At 64.1% G+C, this 16,187-nt stretch carries 12 protein-coding genes, 1 tRNA gene and 1 pseudogene; 6 read left to right on the top strand and 8 right to left on the bottom strand.

Annotation, left to right across the window (positions count from 1 at the left end; all coding sequences use genetic code 11):
• The coding region (locus V6M52_RS15645) for a MurR/RpiR family transcriptional regulator (protein WP_332701680.1) at positions 1-718 on the top strand (718 nt) is incomplete at its 5' end.
• Between the two features lie 329 nt (positions 719-1,047).
• Here the strand turns inward: V6M52_RS15645 and V6M52_RS15640 are convergent.
• Positions 1,048-2,223 carry a tyrosine-type recombinase/integrase gene (locus tag V6M52_RS15640; RefSeq protein ID WP_332701679.1) on the bottom strand — a complete coding sequence of 392 codons (1,176 nt, stop codon included), beginning with the start codon at positions 2,221-2,223 and terminating at the stop codon, positions 1,048-1,050.
• A 144-nt stretch (positions 2,224-2,367) separates the two neighbouring features.
• Positions 2,368-2,444: transfer RNA gene (locus V6M52_RS15635), tRNA-Arg, on the bottom strand.
• A gap of 435 nt (positions 2,445-2,879) precedes the next feature.
• On the opposite strand from V6M52_RS15635, the pseudogene V6M52_RS15630 reads away from it, so the two are divergent.
• Positions 2,880-3,267 (top strand): annotated as a pseudogene (locus V6M52_RS15630) (transglycosylase SLT domain-containing protein); the annotation flags it as partial.
• 11 nt (positions 3,268-3,278) lie between these two features.
• On the opposite strand, the gene V6M52_RS15625 reads toward V6M52_RS15630, so the two are convergent.
• Complete coding sequence (locus V6M52_RS15625) at positions 3,279-3,668, bottom strand: response regulator (RefSeq protein ID WP_332701678.1); 390 nt, start codon at positions 3,666-3,668, stop codon at positions 3,279-3,281.
• A 320-nt stretch (positions 3,669-3,988) separates the two neighbouring features.
• On the opposite strand from V6M52_RS15625, the gene polA reads away from it, so the two are divergent.
• Both polA and V6M52_RS15615 read left to right on the top strand, forming a co-directional pair.
• Positions 3,989-6,904, top strand: a complete 2,916-nt coding sequence (gene polA, locus V6M52_RS15620) for a DNA polymerase I (RefSeq protein WP_332701677.1) — start codon at positions 3,989-3,991, stop codon at positions 6,902-6,904.
• 438 nt (positions 6,905-7,342) lie between these two features.
• Positions 7,343-8,140, top strand: a complete 798-nt coding sequence (locus V6M52_RS15615) for an aminoglycoside phosphotransferase family protein (RefSeq protein ID WP_332701676.1) — start codon at positions 7,343-7,345, stop codon at positions 8,138-8,140.
• A gap of 472 nt (positions 8,141-8,612) precedes the next feature.
• Here the strand turns inward: V6M52_RS15615 and V6M52_RS15610 are convergent, their stop codons facing one another.
• Both V6M52_RS15610 and V6M52_RS15605 read right to left on the bottom strand, forming a co-directional pair.
• Positions 8,613-9,149: a hypothetical protein gene (locus V6M52_RS15610; protein ID WP_332701675.1), complete on the bottom strand. Its 537-nt coding sequence runs from the start codon at positions 9,147-9,149 to the stop codon at positions 8,613-8,615.
• 524 nt (positions 9,150-9,673) lie between these two features.
• A complete protein-coding gene (locus V6M52_RS15605) occupies positions 9,674-9,982 on the bottom strand; it encodes a GIY-YIG nuclease family protein (RefSeq protein WP_332701674.1) in 309 nt (102 codons plus the stop codon).
• Positions 9,983-10,268: 286 nt separating this feature from the next.
• Here V6M52_RS15605 and V6M52_RS15600 point away from each other — a divergent pair, with 286 nt between their 5' ends.
• Both V6M52_RS15600 and V6M52_RS15595 read left to right on the top strand, forming a co-directional pair.
• Positions 10,269-10,670 (top strand): hypothetical protein, encoded by a 402-nt coding sequence (locus V6M52_RS15600; protein WP_332701673.1) that lies wholly within the window; start codon positions 10,269-10,271, stop codon positions 10,668-10,670.
• A gap of 450 nt (positions 10,671-11,120) precedes the next feature.
• Positions 11,121-11,600 (top strand): DUF1810 domain-containing protein, encoded by a 480-nt coding sequence (locus V6M52_RS15595; protein ID WP_332701672.1) that lies wholly within the window; start codon positions 11,121-11,123, stop codon positions 11,598-11,600.
• Here V6M52_RS15595 and tsaE read toward each other — a convergent pair.
• From tsaE to ahcY, 3 genes are all read right to left on the bottom strand, one after another.
• Entirely contained in the window at positions 11,597-12,025 is a 429-nt protein-coding gene (gene tsaE, locus V6M52_RS15590) for a tRNA (adenosine(37)-N6)-threonylcarbamoyltransferase complex ATPase subunit type 1 TsaE (protein ID WP_332701671.1), read from the bottom strand. The genes V6M52_RS15595 and tsaE overlap by 4 nt on opposite strands.
• Positions 12,025-14,418, bottom strand: coding sequence for a sensor histidine kinase (locus V6M52_RS15585; RefSeq protein ID WP_332701670.1), 2,394 nt, complete (start codon positions 14,416-14,418; stop codon positions 12,025-12,027). The genes tsaE and V6M52_RS15585 overlap by 1 nt, the downstream gene beginning before the upstream one ends.
• A gap of 494 nt (positions 14,419-14,912) precedes the next feature.
• On the bottom strand, positions 14,913-16,187 hold a 1,275-nt coding region (gene ahcY / locus V6M52_RS15580), incomplete at its 5' end, for an adenosylhomocysteinase (RefSeq protein ID WP_332701669.1).

Below are 16,187 nucleotides of genomic sequence, written 5' to 3'. Positions count from 1 at the left end.
CCGCCGCCACTCCTTTTCGGAAAGAATGGATCGGGTCGCTACTTTCATCCTCGGGCATCCGGAGGCCGTCGCGTTCGGAACCACGGCCACGGTAGCAGAGGGAGCGCAGGTCGCACCTTCTACCCTGGTACGGTTCGCACAGTTGCTGGGCCTCACCGGCTTCGTCGATATGCAAAGGTTAGTTCAGGCGGAAGTCCTCAAGAAAGCGAGCAAGAGTGGTGAACATCGCCCTTCTGTCGGCTATCGACACACCCTTGGCTCAATAGCTGAACCAAGCATCAGGGCCCTGGAGTCACTGGTGCAGTCCGTGACTGAGGAAGAGCTTTGCCAATTCCTGGATGTCGTCGGGAGCGCCGAAACGATCTTCATCGTGGCCGAACGGCGCTCCTTCTCGGTCGCTCTGGCGTTCCGCCACATGCTCGGCGGGTCGCGCCGGCGATCGTTTCTCGCGACGCATGATGAGTTTGAGGCGGAGGACATACTGGCCCTTGCGCGGCCGACCGACGCGATCATCGAAATAGACATTTCGTCATTGCAGATAGGCGCCCGGAAGGGCCGTCCGCATCCCGCTCCAAGCGCCGGGCCTTCCGTTGTCCATCCGTCTGCATCGGCATCCAATGCGAGTTACCGGCTCAAACTACCTGAACATGGATCGGCCGAGATCGCGGCTCTAACGCTATGCCAAACCATAGCGGCATGCCTCATGAAAGCTCGATGACCGCTAGCCAAACCGAGACCTCAGCCCGGCAGGTTTGAATGTCTGCTACTCGCGTCGCGGATGTCACAAGCCGCCAGTCCGCATTCGGCCCCAATCCAGACAAACGATCTTTCCGCTAGTTGGGCAGTCGCAAGTTTGGCAAGCCGACTCGGCCTGCCTTTGCCTCGCTCCAATTCTTGCCGGTTGTCCACCAAAGGATAGCGACCGCTCTGATACTTGAACTATGGTACCCGGTATGATGCCGACCAAGCTGCAGTGCTTGCCGGCCATGCGCATCGCACAGGGCCATTGGCCTAGCGCTGCCGATATCGCCGCTGCCCCCGACAAGCTTATATTTGCCTGTTGTCGTCGAGACTGACATGGCCGTCGCGGAGCACCCCATCGAGGGCACCCGGCATCAAGACCGCCGTTGAACGGCGCTGGCGTTCGAGTTCGCGCAGGCGCGCCACGCTCTGGTCGATCTTGGGGTGGCGGTAGCGCAGCAGGCTCTTGATGTCGACATGGCCAGAAAAATCCATGACCTGCTCGCTGGTCCAACCGGCATCGAAACAGCGTGAGATGGCCTCGTGCCGCAAATCGTGCCAGCGCAGGGAGATCCCGTTAGCCAGCTCCGGCCGGCCTATGGCGATCGCGCGCTTGGCGGCCCGTTCACGGGCGTAGACAAAGGCCTTGTAGAGCAGGTTGGGGGTGATGTCGAAAATCCTGCCGCCTGCGGCGCGACCGGGCAAAGCCTCCAGGATTTGGATGGCGCGTTCGGACAGCAGAATGTGGCGACCCCGGCCGTTCTTGGCATCGGCAAGCCAGACCGTGCCGCCACGCCGGTCGTAGTCCTTCCACTCGATACGCAGTTGTTCGCTGCGGCGGCACCCGGTTTCGAGGGCAAACTCGGCCGCGAGAGCCACGAGCGGGTCCTCGGCTTTACTCAGTTCGGCGAAGAGCAAAGCTTCCTCGTCTTCGTGGATACGCCGAATACGTTCGTCGATGGCCCGCGGCGCGTCCACATATTCGAGGGGCGATCGCAGTAAGTCATATTTCCGGGCGGCAGCGGCAAACAGCGGCTTGAGCAGGCGAATATCGCGGCCGACCGTGTTCGGCTTCACCTCCTCAAGACGCTCGGCGATCCAGTCCTCGAACATGTCCTCGGTGGCGTCCGACAGGGCCGTGGAGCACAGCATCGCGTTGTTGCGACGGAACGCCTTGAGCCGATAGAGCTCGCTCGCCGCTCCTTTCACCCGGCGGCGGCCAGTTTCGAGAGCGGTGATGGCGCTGTCGATCACGTCCGCGACCGTATTGCGATGTGCAGCCAGCCGATCGACCTTGTGGCCCCGATCCTGGTCGCCAAGCACCTTGCGGACGAAACGACGCGCTTCGTCGAGATCGTCGAACGAGGCGTTGTGTTGCGGAAACCCCGTGCGACGGATTTTCACCTGATACGAGGTCAGGCGCCCGTCGGTGGAAATGCGCTCATAGATGTATTGCTCGCCCTCGAGCTTGATCGTCGGCATGTGTCTTTCTTTCGCGTTGTGGCGAAAGGGTCGTCGACACTCTGGCAAGGTACAAATCGATTCGTGGATTGATTTGGTTCGGATGCGCCGTCCCAAAACCCGTCCCAAAGTTCATGTGTTAGATCAAGAACTTAGGGCAAGTTTTGGCGCACCCGACAGAATTCGAATCTGTGACCTCTGCCTTCGGAGGGCAGCGCTCTATCCAGCTGAGCTACGGGTGCATCCGTGCGAGCGGGGGCGGGGCCCCGGCTGAACAGCGCGCAACCTAGCCAAAGCCGGTGATGCGCGCAACGGGCGTTTTGCCCTTTTGTGTCGCGGCGACAATGGGCAGGTCGCCCACCCCGCCCAGGCGGCGCCACGAACTTGCCATCAGTCTGCCGCTATTGGCGCCTATCGCGCCACAGGGACAAATCCGCTAGAGTGGTGGCATGGCATACAGAACGACGATCGGCAGCGGCACACGGCTCCTTGGCGCAATCACGGTTCTGGCGCTGCTGGTTTCGGGCTGCTCGATGAGTTCGTTCAAGCCGGCGCCCGGTGGGGCCAGTGCGGCCCTGGCCAGTTTTGCCGCCCCGGCGACGCCGGCAGGCCATGTGCCGGATGCTGCCGTGGTGCCCGTGGCGCCCGTGGCGCCGAGCGCGCTGGGCTATGCCAGTGCGTCGCTCGATCCGCTGATCGCCCATTATTCCCGGCAATATGACGTGCCCGAATCCCTGGTGCGCCGCGTCATCGTGCGCGAAAGCGGTTACAATCCGGCGGCGCGCAACGGGCCCTATTACGGGCTGATGCAGATCAGCCACGCCACCGCGACGGGCATGGGCTATCGCGGCTCGCCTTCGGGCCTGCTCGATGCCGAGACCAATCTGCGTTACGCGGTGCGCTATCTGGCGGGCGCCTATATCACCGCCCGGGGCAATCCCGACCAGGCCGTGCGCTTTTATGCCCGCGGCTATTACTACGACGCCAAGCGCGCCGGCCTGCTCGAGCGGACCGGGCTGCGCTAGCGGCCAGCGCCGCCAGCCATTCGCCGAAGCGGGGGCGAGCCAGGCCGCCGCCTAGGTGGCCCGGCCCTGCAGCAGCCGCGAGATATGCGTTTCCAGTTCAGCCTGCTGATAGGGCTTTGACAGGCGCGGCAGATCGGTCGTCGTGCCCGAGGGCAGGTCGGAATAGCCCGTTGCCAGCAGCACCGGCAGGTCCGGCCACAGCGCCCGCGCCTGCTCGGCCAGTTCCACGCCGGTCATGCCGGGCATGGCATAGTCGGTAATCAACACGTCGATCCGCTTGCCGCTGGCCAGGATTTCCAGCGCCTGTTTGCCCGAATAGGCTTCGAGCGCCGTATGGCCGAGGTCTTCGACCATATCGACCGTGCTCATATTGATGAGCGCGTCGTCATCCACGACCAGAATGGTGGAGGCGGCTGGGGCGGTGACGGTTTCTGCTTGCATCTCTGGCACTTTCTCGACGAGTGCGGACGATACGGGCAGCCACAGCGCGGCCGTGATGCCCTGTCCCAATTGATTGCTGAGCCCGCGAGACATCGCCTGATTGGACAGCAAGCCCCGCGAACCATGGAGAGGCCGAGGCCTCCTCCCCTTGCCAGCTCCCTAGTCGAGAAAAATGGCTCAATTGCGCTCTCCGGCGTCGTTGCCTCCATGCCCTTTGCTGGCAACGTTCGGACTTATGCCCGGTTGCCGACGCCCCGGCCCTTTTGCCGCTCTCCCATCTGGCCTAAAGTCGCGCTTCGCTTCGCTACGGAATCGGTTTCATGCATCTGCTGCTCGTCGACGGCTCGGGTTACATCTTCCGCGCCTTTCACGCCTTGCCCCCGCTCAACCGCAAGTCCGACGGGCTGCCCGTGGGCTGCGTGCAGGGCTTCTGCAACATGCTGTGGAAGCTGATGGAGGATCTCAAGGGCGAGGACGAGCCGACGCATATGGCGGTGATCTTCGACGCCAAGGGCAAGACCTTCCGCGACGATTTCTTCCCTGAATACAAGGCGCAGCGGCCGCCGGCCCCCGAGGAGCTGGTGCCGCAGTTTCCGCTGACCCGTTCGGCTACGCGCGCCTTCAACATTCCCTCCATCGAGATGGAGGGCTGGGAGGCCGATGACATTATCGCCACCTATGCCTGCAATGCCCGCGCTGCCGGCGGCAAGGTGACCATTGTCTCCTCCGACAAGGACCTGATGCAGCTGGTGGAGGCCGATGGCTCCATCCGCCTGCTCGATACCATTCCCCGCCCCGGCCAGCCGCCGCTCCGCTGGATCGGCGTCGAGGAAGTGTTCAACAAGTTCGGCGTCACGCCCAACAAGGTCATCGACGTGCAGGCACTGTGCGGCGACAGCGTCGACAATGTCCCGGGCGTCCCCGGCATCGGCATCAAGACGGCGGCCGAGCTGATCAATACTTATGGCGATCTCGAAACCCTGCTCGAGCGGGCCGGCGAGATCAAGCAGAATGCCCGCCGCGAAAAGCTCATCGCCAATGCTGAATCGGCCCGCCTTTCCAAGCGGCTGGTGACTCTGGAACAGAAGGTGCCGGTCGCGCTCGATCTGGGCGCCCTGGCGCGTCAGCCGATCGAGCCGGGCAAGCTTTTTCCCTTCCTCAAGGCGATGGAGTTCGCCACCATCACCAAGCGCCTCGCCGGCCTGATCGGCGCCGATCCGGAGGCCTGGGAGCCCGATCCGGAGCTGGCGGTCAAGCAGTCGAGCCCCATCGGTTTCAACAACGAGGCCCGCGCCGAAGCCCGCGCCGCGCGCGCCGAGGCCTCCGGCAAGTCCGAGGCGCCGCTGGTGCTGCATGCCGCGGCCGAGCACGCCCGCGTCAAGGCCATCCCCTTCACACCCGAGGCCTATGAGATCATCCGCGACGCGGCGAGCCTGCAGCGCTGGATCGACGCCATCTATATGACCGGCCATGTCGCCACCGATACCGAGACCACCGGCCTCGACAACCAGACGGCCGATCTCGTCGGCCTCAGCTTTTCGGTTCACCCCGGCAGCGGCGCCTATCTGCCGCTCGGCCATGCCAGCGGGGAAGGCGACATGTTCGGCACCGGCAAGGCCGAAGGCCAGATGGATATCCGGCTGGCGCTCGACATGCTGCGACCGCTGTTTGCCGACCGCTCGATCCTCAAGATCTTCCACAATGCCAAATATGACCTGGGCCTGCTCGCCCGCTATGACATTGCGGTCAACAGTATCGATGACACGCTGCTGCTGAGCTATGCGCTCGATGGCCCGCAATACAACACCATGGCCGAGCTGGCCGATCATTGGCTGGGCGTGCCCGGCACTTCGATCAAGGAGCTGATCGGCTCGGGCAAGGGCCAGATCACCTTTGCCCAGGTCGAGATCGACAAGGCCGCCCGCTATGCCGCCGAAGACAGCGACATGACCATCCGCCTGTGGCAGATCCTCAAGCCCCGCCTCGCCGCCGAGAACATGACCACGGTCTATGAAACCCTCGAGCGTCCCCTCGCCCCGGTTTTGGGCCGCATGGAAGGCCGCGGCATTCATGTCGACCGGCAGATCCTCGCCCGCCTCTCGGGCGATTTCGCCCAGCGCGCCGCGGCGCTCGAAGCCGAGGCCTATGAGCTGGCCGGCTCCAGCTTCAATCTCGGCTCGCCCAAGCAATTGGGCGAAATCCTCTTTGATCGCATGGGCCTTGAAGGCGGCACCAAGACCAAGACCGGCGCCTGGTCCACCGGTGCCGATGTGCTCGAAGACCTGGCGCTGAAGGGCGTGCCCCTCGCCCGCACCATTGTCGATTGGCGCCAGCTCACCAAGCTGATGGGCACCTATACCGATGCCCTGCCCAATTACATCAACCAGCGCACGGGCCGGGTCCACACCACCTATAGCCAGCATTCCGTGCTGACCGGACGCCTCTCGTCCAACGATCCGAACCTCCAAAACATCCCCGTCCGCACCAGCGACGGCCGCAAGATCCGCACCGCCTTCGTCGCCGCCCCGGGCAAGATCCTGATCTCGGCCGATTACTCCCAGATCGAGCTGCGCGTCCTCGCCCATATCGCCGATATCCAGGCGCTCAAGGATGCCTTCGAGGAGGGGTTGGACATTCACGCCATGACGGCCAGCGAAATGTTCGGCGTGCCGGTCGCCGGCATGCCATCCGATGTGCGCCGCCGCGCCAAGGCGATCAATTTCGGCATCATCTACGGCATTTCCGCCTTTGGCCTCGCCAACCAGCTCGCCATTCCGCGCGGCGAGGCGGGCGACTATATCAAGACCTATTTCGAGCGCTTCCCCGGCATCAAGGACTATATGGACAGCCAGCGCCGACGGGTGAAAGCCGACGGCTTCGTCACCACCATCTTTGGCCGCAAGATCAACTTCCCCAATGCCAATTCCTCCCACGCCGCCGAGCGCAGCTTTGTCGAACGCGCCTCGATCAACGCCCCCATCCAGGGCAGCGCCGCCGACATCATCCGCCGCGCCATGGTCCGCATGGAACCGGAACTGAAGAAGGCGGGCGTCGAAGCCGACATGCTGCTGCAGGTCCACGACGAACTGATCTTCGAAGTGCCGCAGGGCACGGAAGAGGGGGCCATGGCCGCGATCAAACGGGTGATGGAAGGCGCGGCAGAACCAGCGGTACGGCTATCCGTGCCGATCCAGGTCGATGCCCATGCCGCGCATAACTGGGACGAGGCTCATTAGGCGGCGCCACTCCCGATCCCTCCCCCACCACCGCACGTCACCCTCGGGCTTGACCCGAGGGGTCTTCACTTGACGATCTCATCCCAGAGATCCCGCCAGTCCGGATTGTGCTCCTCGACGAGCGCATCCTTCCATTGGCGAAACCAGCCCAGGGGTAGTCCCCTTCTCCCCTCGCGGGAGAAGGTGCCCGAAGGGCGGATGAGGGGGTCCTTGCTCGCTGCCCGTGAGGCGCATTGAGGGCACCCTGTTCGCCCGCCCACCGGGCCCACCCTCCCCCTTGCGGGGAGGGAGAGCGAGATAGGACTTAGCGTTTGCTAAGTCCGTCATCGAGCCGGGTGGGGGTGCGAGAGCCCGGATGTTCGGGCCAACCACCCCCCACCCTTGATCCCTCCCCGCGAGGGGGAGGGTGTCGACTGCAATAGCTGCGAAAGGGTCAGAATGCCCACCACCGACGGCGAAATCCCCCTCCCCGGCGGCGGTCGCACATCCGTTTCCCGCATCGGCGACACTGTCCACCGCCAGACCGGCCCCTGGGCCCCGTCCGTCCACGCCCTGCTCCGCCATCTCGAGGCCGAGGGCTTTCCCGGCGCACCGCGCGTCGTCGGCAGCGGTTTCGATGCCGAGGGCCGCGAAACCCTCACCTATCTCCACGGCGTCTCGCTCCATCCCGGCCCCTGGCCCGACGAGGCGATGTTCAATCTGGGCAAGATGCTCGCCACCTTCCACCGCGCCAGCGCCAGCTTCGTGCCCCCCGAAGGCGCCATCTGGCGCGACTGGTTCGGCCGGAGCCTGGGGCACGGTCCCCGCATCATCGGCCATGGCGACCTGGGCGATTGGAACATCATCGCCCATGATCACCAGCCCGTCGGCTTCATCGATTGGGAACAGGCCGGCCCGGTCGATCCCCTGGTCGAACTCGCCCAGCTCTGCTGGCTCAACGCCCACCTGTTCGACGACGACCTCGAAACCCGCATCGGCCTGCCGCCCCTCGCCGCCCGCGCCAGAAAGCTGCGCACTATCGTCGACGGCTACGGCCTTGCGGCAAACGAGCGCGCACGCCTCGTGCCGACCATGATCGAACTGGCCACCCACGACGCGGCGAATGAGGCCATCGAGGCCGCGCTCAACCCCGACAGCACCAACCCGGCCGACGCGCTGGCGGCAATTGCGTGGCGGGTGCGCAGCGCGGCTTGGATGGGGCGGAACAGGGGCGCCTTGGAGGCGGCGCTTGTTTAGGAACAGTTTGCTGGCTTAGTACGACGTGACGAGGCTAGCTCGCGAGGCGAAACTCGGCCATGTCTGTCTCCAATCGTAGGAACTTTCGACAAAGGCACGAATCTCACCTCCTCGCGAAGCGATTGCTCGTGAAGTTCTTCGTGTATTTCCCGGAGGTTTCCAACTGACGGTCGCTGGCGAAGGTTCGCGGAAGCCCGGCTGGAAGGCGACCACCGCAAGCGGCGAACAGGGCCTGTTTGACGGATTCGCGCGATTCCGATAAAGAAAAACTGGTGGAGCCGACGAGTGTCGAACTCGCAAGGGAGAGTTCCTAAGGCTATCCCCTTGCACCGGCAACGGCCCCACAGGGCCAACTTGGAAACCCGCTAGCGCAGGCACCCAAGTTGGAATGGCTGGCTCCCCCTAGAGGGTCACCAGATCAAACTAAAGGCGGCGGCATGTTTCGCTTCCTTGGTTGTGTTCAGGGCGACGGTCAAAGCTGTCCAGGCTCCGTCGCCCCATCCTTTTCAGGATTCCGTAGATCGTTGAGATCGTAGTAGTCGCCACCGAGTTTGAGCTCGGGCGGTACGCGCCAACGCCCATTCTCATTGTCATAAATCATGCCTTTTTGGCGATTGAGTTCGTTGTGGATGCCGCCGACGCTGATTGATGGGTCAATCTCCTGCGCCTGCGTCACAACTTCGGCAGTGGTGAGGCCTTCTGGCTTGGGTAGAAGCACTGTCAGCACGGCCCTTCGGACTGAGCCACGCGGAGCGCGTCCATCTTTGCTCGGCGCTGCATTCTCTTGCTGGGAGATAGATTGGTTCGTTGCCCCTCCGACGATCGACCGAGGGAAGATGTGGTCAGGGCTCACGGACTGCATTGCCCGTCGCAGGGCGTTGGCATACTCAACGCCGCCAGCGTCGAACAAATCGCCCATTACCTTGGGCAAGACGCTATCCAAAGCCCTGCTCAAGGCCTTCTCAATGGTCAGCATGGCGTCGTGGATAGCCTGTTCTTTCGGGGTCATGGAATCGCTCCGCTTCCGCATGGGATGAGCATATGCGGAAGGATGCCCCCAAAGTCAACACTTGGGTGTCACCGAGGCTGTGGATAGGGAAACCCAAACTTATCCATGGGATGGCCTGTCCGGTCATTGAGGGCATACGGATGTCTTTATGTTTCCTCCCAAACCCGGTTGGGTGTGACTGCACAATACCGGGTTTGCCTCTCGCGCAGGCTTGAGGATGGCCGCACCGTGGCGAGCGATCACGGGGCGCGATCAACCGGTCTGTTCCAAAAACCGGCGCCCCGAGGCGTCTTGCGTCTCAAAAAACTCATCGAGGCGAAAGTCGCCTCGGGGTCCGCTCTCGTCATGACAGCCGCATCACAGGCGGGGCCCTGGCGCATCACTAGCGAGCATCAACACCGTGAAGAACCTGCTTGAGGACGCAGGCCGAGCCTGCGCCGCCTATCAGCCTCAACGTGATGGACGTCCACCGCATGGATTCCGGCCCGCGCCGGAATGACATCGGGGGTGGGACGCGAGCGCGGCTAGAGCCCCAGCTCATGCGACAAATCCCGCCAGGTCGGGTTCTTCTCCTCGATCAGCCGGTCCTTCCAGTCGCGGTGCCAGTCCTTGATGCGCTTCTCGCGCTGGATGGCTGACATCGGGTCTTCGCGCACCTCGTACCAGACCAGCCGCTCGACCTTGTAGCGAGCTGTAAAGCTCTTGGGGAACGCGTGGTTCTTGTGCTGCCAGACGCGGCCGGCTGGATTGCCAGTCACGCCGGTATAGAGCGTGCCACCCTTCATGCTCGCCATGATGTAGACGATGAAGACCTTCCCATGGGCGCAAGACAAGCATGGGAACTCCACGCCATCAACACCCACCGGGTCATTCCGGCGCAGGCCGGAATCCATGTCCGTGGTTCGCCGCAGCACCCAGCGTTGGGATAGTCCACCGCATGGATCCCGGCCTTCGCCGGAATGACATCGTGGGTGGGGCAGGCGTAGTGCCGCCAGGAGCGTCAGGCAGGACGCCATCCTCGCGCCATAGCCCCCGCAATCCTCCGTGCAATGTCACGCAAATCGCGTCATACTGTCATCACAGTGTCACCGAATTCGGCCTTGGCCGGGGGAGCGTGGGATGGGCGGTATCGCGTGGAAGCGGCTGGGGCTGGTGGCGGGGTTGCTGCTGGCTGGAACCGGGATGGCGCAGGCGGCGCCGCCTGCGGTGGGCAGCAGCCATCATTTCCTTGATCCAATATTCCGCGGCACGATTATCTGCGACACGCTGGATGCCGTGCAGGCCATTGCCGGCGCTGATCAACCCGACCAGATCTATGCTGCCTATTACATGACCACCAATGATATCGGCGAGCCCATCTGCATGGCCATCGCGCCCACCGCTTTGGTGCGGGCGGTGACCCCGATCGGGGTGATGGCCAGGAACGGCAAGAGATACGACGCCTGGGCCGTCGAGGCCGAGATCAACGGCACGGTGATCTTCGCGCTCTATCTCGAGCACCAGCCAGGCATCCTGGTCTAGCGGGCCTATCCCCGGCGTCTCCAGGCGTCGGAAGGCGACACCACACGCGGCGCAGCGCGCCCGCTGCCCATCCGCGCCGGCTGCACGAAAATACCTATCCCCGCCCCGCGGGTGCGGCCTAAGATGGGCCCATCACCCCGCATGGGCGGCCTGCAGGCGAACAGTGGCTGGGGTGAGCCGGGCGCGGGCTTTGCCTCTCGCGCAGGTTCGAGGATTGGCCGCAACATGGCGAGCGTTCATGCTGCGCGACAACCGGTCCTGTTCCAAAAACCGGCGCCCCGAGGCGGTTGTCGTCTCATTTTTAAATTTCCAGAGGCGAAAGCCGCCTCGGGGTCCGTCCGTCTATCGACAACCGCGTAGCAGGCGGGGCTTCCGCTCGCCTGCCCACAAGCGCTCACAATTGCGCATTAGCGTCACAGCTTCATTGTCGCCTGAGGGGAGCGCCAAACCATGCCTTTACACGTCACCACTTCGCCCAATGCCGCCCATGTCCGGCCGCAAGTGGGCGGTCTCATCGCCCGCTTTCTCGATGCACAGAACCATGTCTATCCGCAGGTGCTGCACGAACTGCGCTCCGGGCAGAAGCGTAGCCACTGGATGTGGTTCATCTTTCCGCAGATTGCCGGGCTGGGCCACAGCGCCATGGCCGAGCGCTTCGCCATCGGCGATCTCGAGGAAGCCCGCGCCTACCTCGCCCACCCGATCCTCAATATCCGCCTGCATGAATGCGCCAGCGCGGTGCTGCTGCACGCGCCCGGCGCCGCCGCGCCGCGCAGGCTGAGCCAGATCTTCGGCGCGCCCGATGATCGCAAGTTCCATTCCGCGATGACGCTGTTTCACCGCGCCGATCCGGAGGAAAGCCTGTTCGGCGACGCCCTCAACGCCTTCTTCAACGGCGCCGAGGATCAGGCGACGCTCGACCGGATCTAGCCGGATTGGGGCCTTGTCACCGAGACCAGCCGGCCCGCGCCGCCGGGCGGAATGGCGAGGCGCACCACCAGCGTTGCCGCGGCGACGATTTCGGGGGCACGCTCGGCCCATTCGACCAGCACGATCGCCTCGGGATTGTCGAGCAGGCCCAGTTCCTCCACCTCGCGCGGATCGCCCAGCCGATAGAGATCGGCATGCAGCAGCGGCCCCTTGGCCGTGTCATAGGGCTGCACCAGCGCAAAGGTGGGCGAGGGCACTTCGAGCCGCGGATCGCCCGCGAGGCTTCGGATGATGGCGCGGGCCAGGGCGGTCTTGCCGGAACCCAGATCGCCCTCGAGCACCACGAGGTCCCCGGGCGCCAGTTCGACTGCCAGCTCCGCCCCGAGGGCTGCGGTGGCGGCATCGTCGGCCAGCAGCGTCGCCATTATTCGGCGACGCCGGCCATGGCGCTGTCGCGCGGCAGGTTGACGATGATGCGGCTGCCACGCGGCTCGCGCTTTTCAGCCGAAATGGTGCCGCCATGCAGGTTGACGAAGGTCTTGACGATGGCCAGGCCCAGTCCCGCGCCGCGCTGGCGGCCGGAGGGCGTATCGATGCGGGTCTGGATGGCGGCGCGCATCTCGTCGGTGACGCCGGGGCCCTCGTCCTCGATGATGAACAGCATGCGGTCGGCGCGCTGGCTGACCGAAAGCCGGATTTCCCCGCCTGGCGGGGAGAAGCGGGCGGCATTGGAGAGCAGGTTATACAGCACCTGCACGATGCGCGTGCCATCGGCGATGAAGGGCGGCATGGCGTCCTCAATGTCGACCACGAGGTTGATCGGCTTTTCGCCCGAGATTTCGGGGAACGTCGCCGAAAGCCCCGCCTTGGCCTTTTCGACGAGGCTATGCATGTCGAGCAGTTCGGGCCGCAATTCGGCAATGCCGGCATCGACCGAGGCCAGATCGAGGATATTGTCGATCAATACGCCCAGGGTCACCGAGGAGGCGCGGATATAGTCGATATAGGCCCGCTGCCGCTCGTTGAGATTGTCGCCCTCGCTGCCCGCCAAGAGGTCGGCAAAGCCGATGATATTGGTCAGCGGCGAACGCAGTTCATAGGAGACATTCTCGACGAAGGCGTCCTTGAGCAGGTCGGCGGCGACCAGCGCGTCATTGCGTTCCTTCAGCACCTTGGAATAGCTGGCGCTTTCGGTGACGTCGAGAAAGGTCATCATGGTCTGCCCGTCGGGCAGGCGGGTAATGGCATAATCGAGCAGCCGCCCATCCGAGCGGTTGAGCCTTCCGGTCTGGTCCGAGCGGGTGGGATTGAGATCGATGATCCCGCGCTTGAGGTTGCGCCAGATGGTGGCGCCGTCCTCGGGAATGGCGCGGCCGCTGGCTTCGGCGATCTGGTCGATATGGGGGTGCTGCCCCAGCGCGTTCATCGGCAGCTTCCACAGCGCCGAGAGACGCGGATTGGATAGCGCCAGCCGACCATTGGTGCCGAACACCGCCACGGCCTCGGATAGCGCGTTGATGGTCTCGCGCTGCACATTGGAGAAGGCCTTGTTGGCCGATTCCAGCTTCAGCCGCTCGGTAATGTCCTCAAAGACATAGATCACCCCGCCCGCCGCGCCGGCCGGGGCCGAGACGACCTTGATGGTGCGCCCGTCCGGCAGGTGCCAGGGCTCATTCTCATGCGGCGCCTTGCGGGTATAGGATTCGAGGTGCTTGGTGCGCCAGGTCTGGTAATCGACCTGGTTGGGCAACATGCCCTCGGTCCTGAGCTTGTCGAGAATGGCCCGCTCGTCGAGCCCGGGCACGAGGAAGGTGCGATTGAGGCTCCAGAGGCCGGCATAGGCCTCGTTGAACTGGACCAGCTCGCGCTTGGCGTTGAAGATGGCGATGGGTGTGGTCAGCGCGCCGATAATGCCGCCGATATGGGCCAGCCCGGTTGCCGCGGGGCGGCTGGCTTCGTCTTCGACGGGCCGCAGATAGCCTGCGCGGCCACCGCCGACGGCAAATTCCACCAGTTCGAACGCGCCCTGGCCGGGCCAGGACACGGGCAGATGCGCCGGCTTGTCCCCGTCGGCGCAGTCGATGATATGCTGCTTGAGCTGGGCCGTATCGAGCAGTTCGGGTGGGGCGCTTTCGCTGCCATTCTTGCCCAGCGCCTTGGCCAGCTGCAGGTAGGCGGCATTGGCATAGACCAGCCGGTATTTGAAATCCCGAGCAAAGGCGGGTGTCGGCAGCGCGGCCAGAATGGCGCGCACGCTGGTGAGGTCACCCGTCGCGGCGGCGGCCACCAGCGTCGGTTCGGCGCCCGGCTGCAGGAAGGCAGGCCGCAGCCGCATTGCAGCGCCGCCACCCAGCACCCAGCCCGTGGCCCGGATCAGCCTGCCGTCGAGCGCATTGAGGCTCACGCCAAAGGCATGACCGTGCACGCGCAGGTCTTCCAGCAGCCGCGCCAGCTTGTCGGCATCGCCGGCATTGAGCCAGCTGGGAAAATTCAGCACGCTTTCGGGCTGGCGGCCGATGGGCAGCACCGCGGATGCCTGGCCCAGCAGCTTGGCCGAACCTTCATTGTTCTCGGTCCACAGAATGGTGACTTCGCGGGTGCCCGAGAGCAGGGCTTCATATTCATCGACCAGCGCCCGGAGGCTGGCAATCTGTTCGCCAGCGCGGTGGCGCGCTGCCTTGCCGTCGACCAGCATGGTGCGCACCACGGCCATGGCGAGCAGCGCGAAGGCCCCGGCCCCGGCGGCTACGGCCAGCGGTGCGGCGCCGACAAAATTGGCCGGCGTAATGCCCTGCGCGAGGGCGGGGACCGCCGTCATCAGGGTAAGAGGGGCTGTCGCGAGTAGTGCGAATCCCCAATGCTTCCGGAAATGATCCGGCGCCATGCGCTGCCCTCTTGGTCAAATCTGTCGTTGCCAGCCCGGTTCGCCAAAAAACCGGTACGCCTGCACTTGAGCGAAGTGGCCAACGCGGAGTCCTAAAGGAATCCTGCCATCTCCGAACCGGCTGCATGTCCCCCAGCACCCGAATCACCTTGACCATAGCGGCCCGACGAATCGCCTAAAAGAGTCTTAATGAATCTCGACTGTGGGCAAGTATCGATATCGGCCCTTGACGGAGAACGAAGCAGGAACTTCGAAGGCGGTCTGCGCTACGCTCGAATGGCACCTGGCATCCTGCCCAAACCTCACCCCCCCTAACCTCCCCATCAAGGGGGAGGCTAGGAGGGGGTGACGGGAGCCCCGATATCGGAACCCTCGAACAAAAGCGCCCGCAGCCGGAGCTGCGGGCGAAATGTGCATGGACGTCGAACTCAGTAGCGGTATTCGCCCGACTTGAACGGGCCTTCGGTCGAGACGCCGATATAGTCGGCCTGGTCCTTGGTCAGCTTGGTCAGCTTGGCGCCCAGCTTGGCCAGGTGGAGTTCGGCGACCTTCTCGTCGAGATGCTTGGGCAGCACATGCACCTTCTTCTCGAGCTTTTCGCCATTGGTCCACAGTTCGATCTGGGCCAGCGTCTGGTTGGAGAAGCTGGCGCTCATCACGAAGCTCGGGTGGCCGGTGGCATTGCCCAGGTTCACCAGACGGCCTTCGGACAAGAGGATCAGGCGCTTGCCGTCGGGCTTTTCGATCAGGTCGACCTGCGGCTTCACATTGGTCCACTTGAAGTTGCGCAGGGCGGCAACCTGGATCTCGTTATCGAAGTGGCCGATATTGCAGACGATGGCCATGTCCTTGAGCTTGCGCATGTCGTCGAGCGTCAGCACGTCCTTGTTGCCGGTGGCGGTGACGACGATGTCGGCGCGGGGAGCCGCGTCTTCCAGCGTCACCACCTCGAAGCCTTCCATGGCGGCCTGCAGGGCGCAGATCGGGTCGACTTCGGTCACCAGCACGCGGGCGCCGGCGCCGCGCAGCGACTCCGCCGAACCCTTGCCGACGTCGCCATAGCCGCAGACCACGGCAACCTTGCCGGCCATCATCACATCGGTGCCGCGACGGATAGCGTCGACCAGCGATTCACGCGTGCCGTACTTGTTGTCAAACTTGGACTTGGTGACCGAGTCGTTGACGTTGATGGCGGGGAAGGGCAGCTCGCCCTTGGCGTGGAGCTGATAGAGACGCATCACGCCCGTGGTGGTTTCCTCGGAGACGCCACGGATGGCGGCGCGGATGGTCGAGAAGAAGGTCGGGTTCTTGGCGAGGCGGCGCTTGATGGTGGCGAAGAAGATTTCCTCTTCCTCGTTGCCCGGCTTGTCGAGAATGGAGATGTCCTTTTCGGCCTTGGCGCCGGTCAGGATATACATGGTGGCGTCGCCGCCATCGTCGAGGATCATGTTGGGCGTCGTGCCCGGCCAGTCCATCATGCGGTCGGTGAAGTCCCAGTATTCTTCCAGCGTCTCGCCCTTATGGGCAAAGACCGGAATGCCGGCGGCGGCGATGGCCGCGGCAGCGTGGTCCTGGGTCGAGAAGATGTTGCACGAAACCCAGCGCACTTCGGCGCCGAGCGCGACCAGCGTCTCGATCAGCACGGCGGTCTGGATGGTCATGTGCAGCGAGCCGGCGACGCGGGCGCCCTTGAGCGGCTGGGC

It is taken from the genome of Devosia sp., from assembly GCF_036676215.1.
Taxonomy (GTDB): Bacteria; Pseudomonadota; Alphaproteobacteria; order Rhizobiales; family Devosiaceae; genus Devosia.
This window is presented reverse-complemented; position numbering and strand designations above follow the sequence as displayed.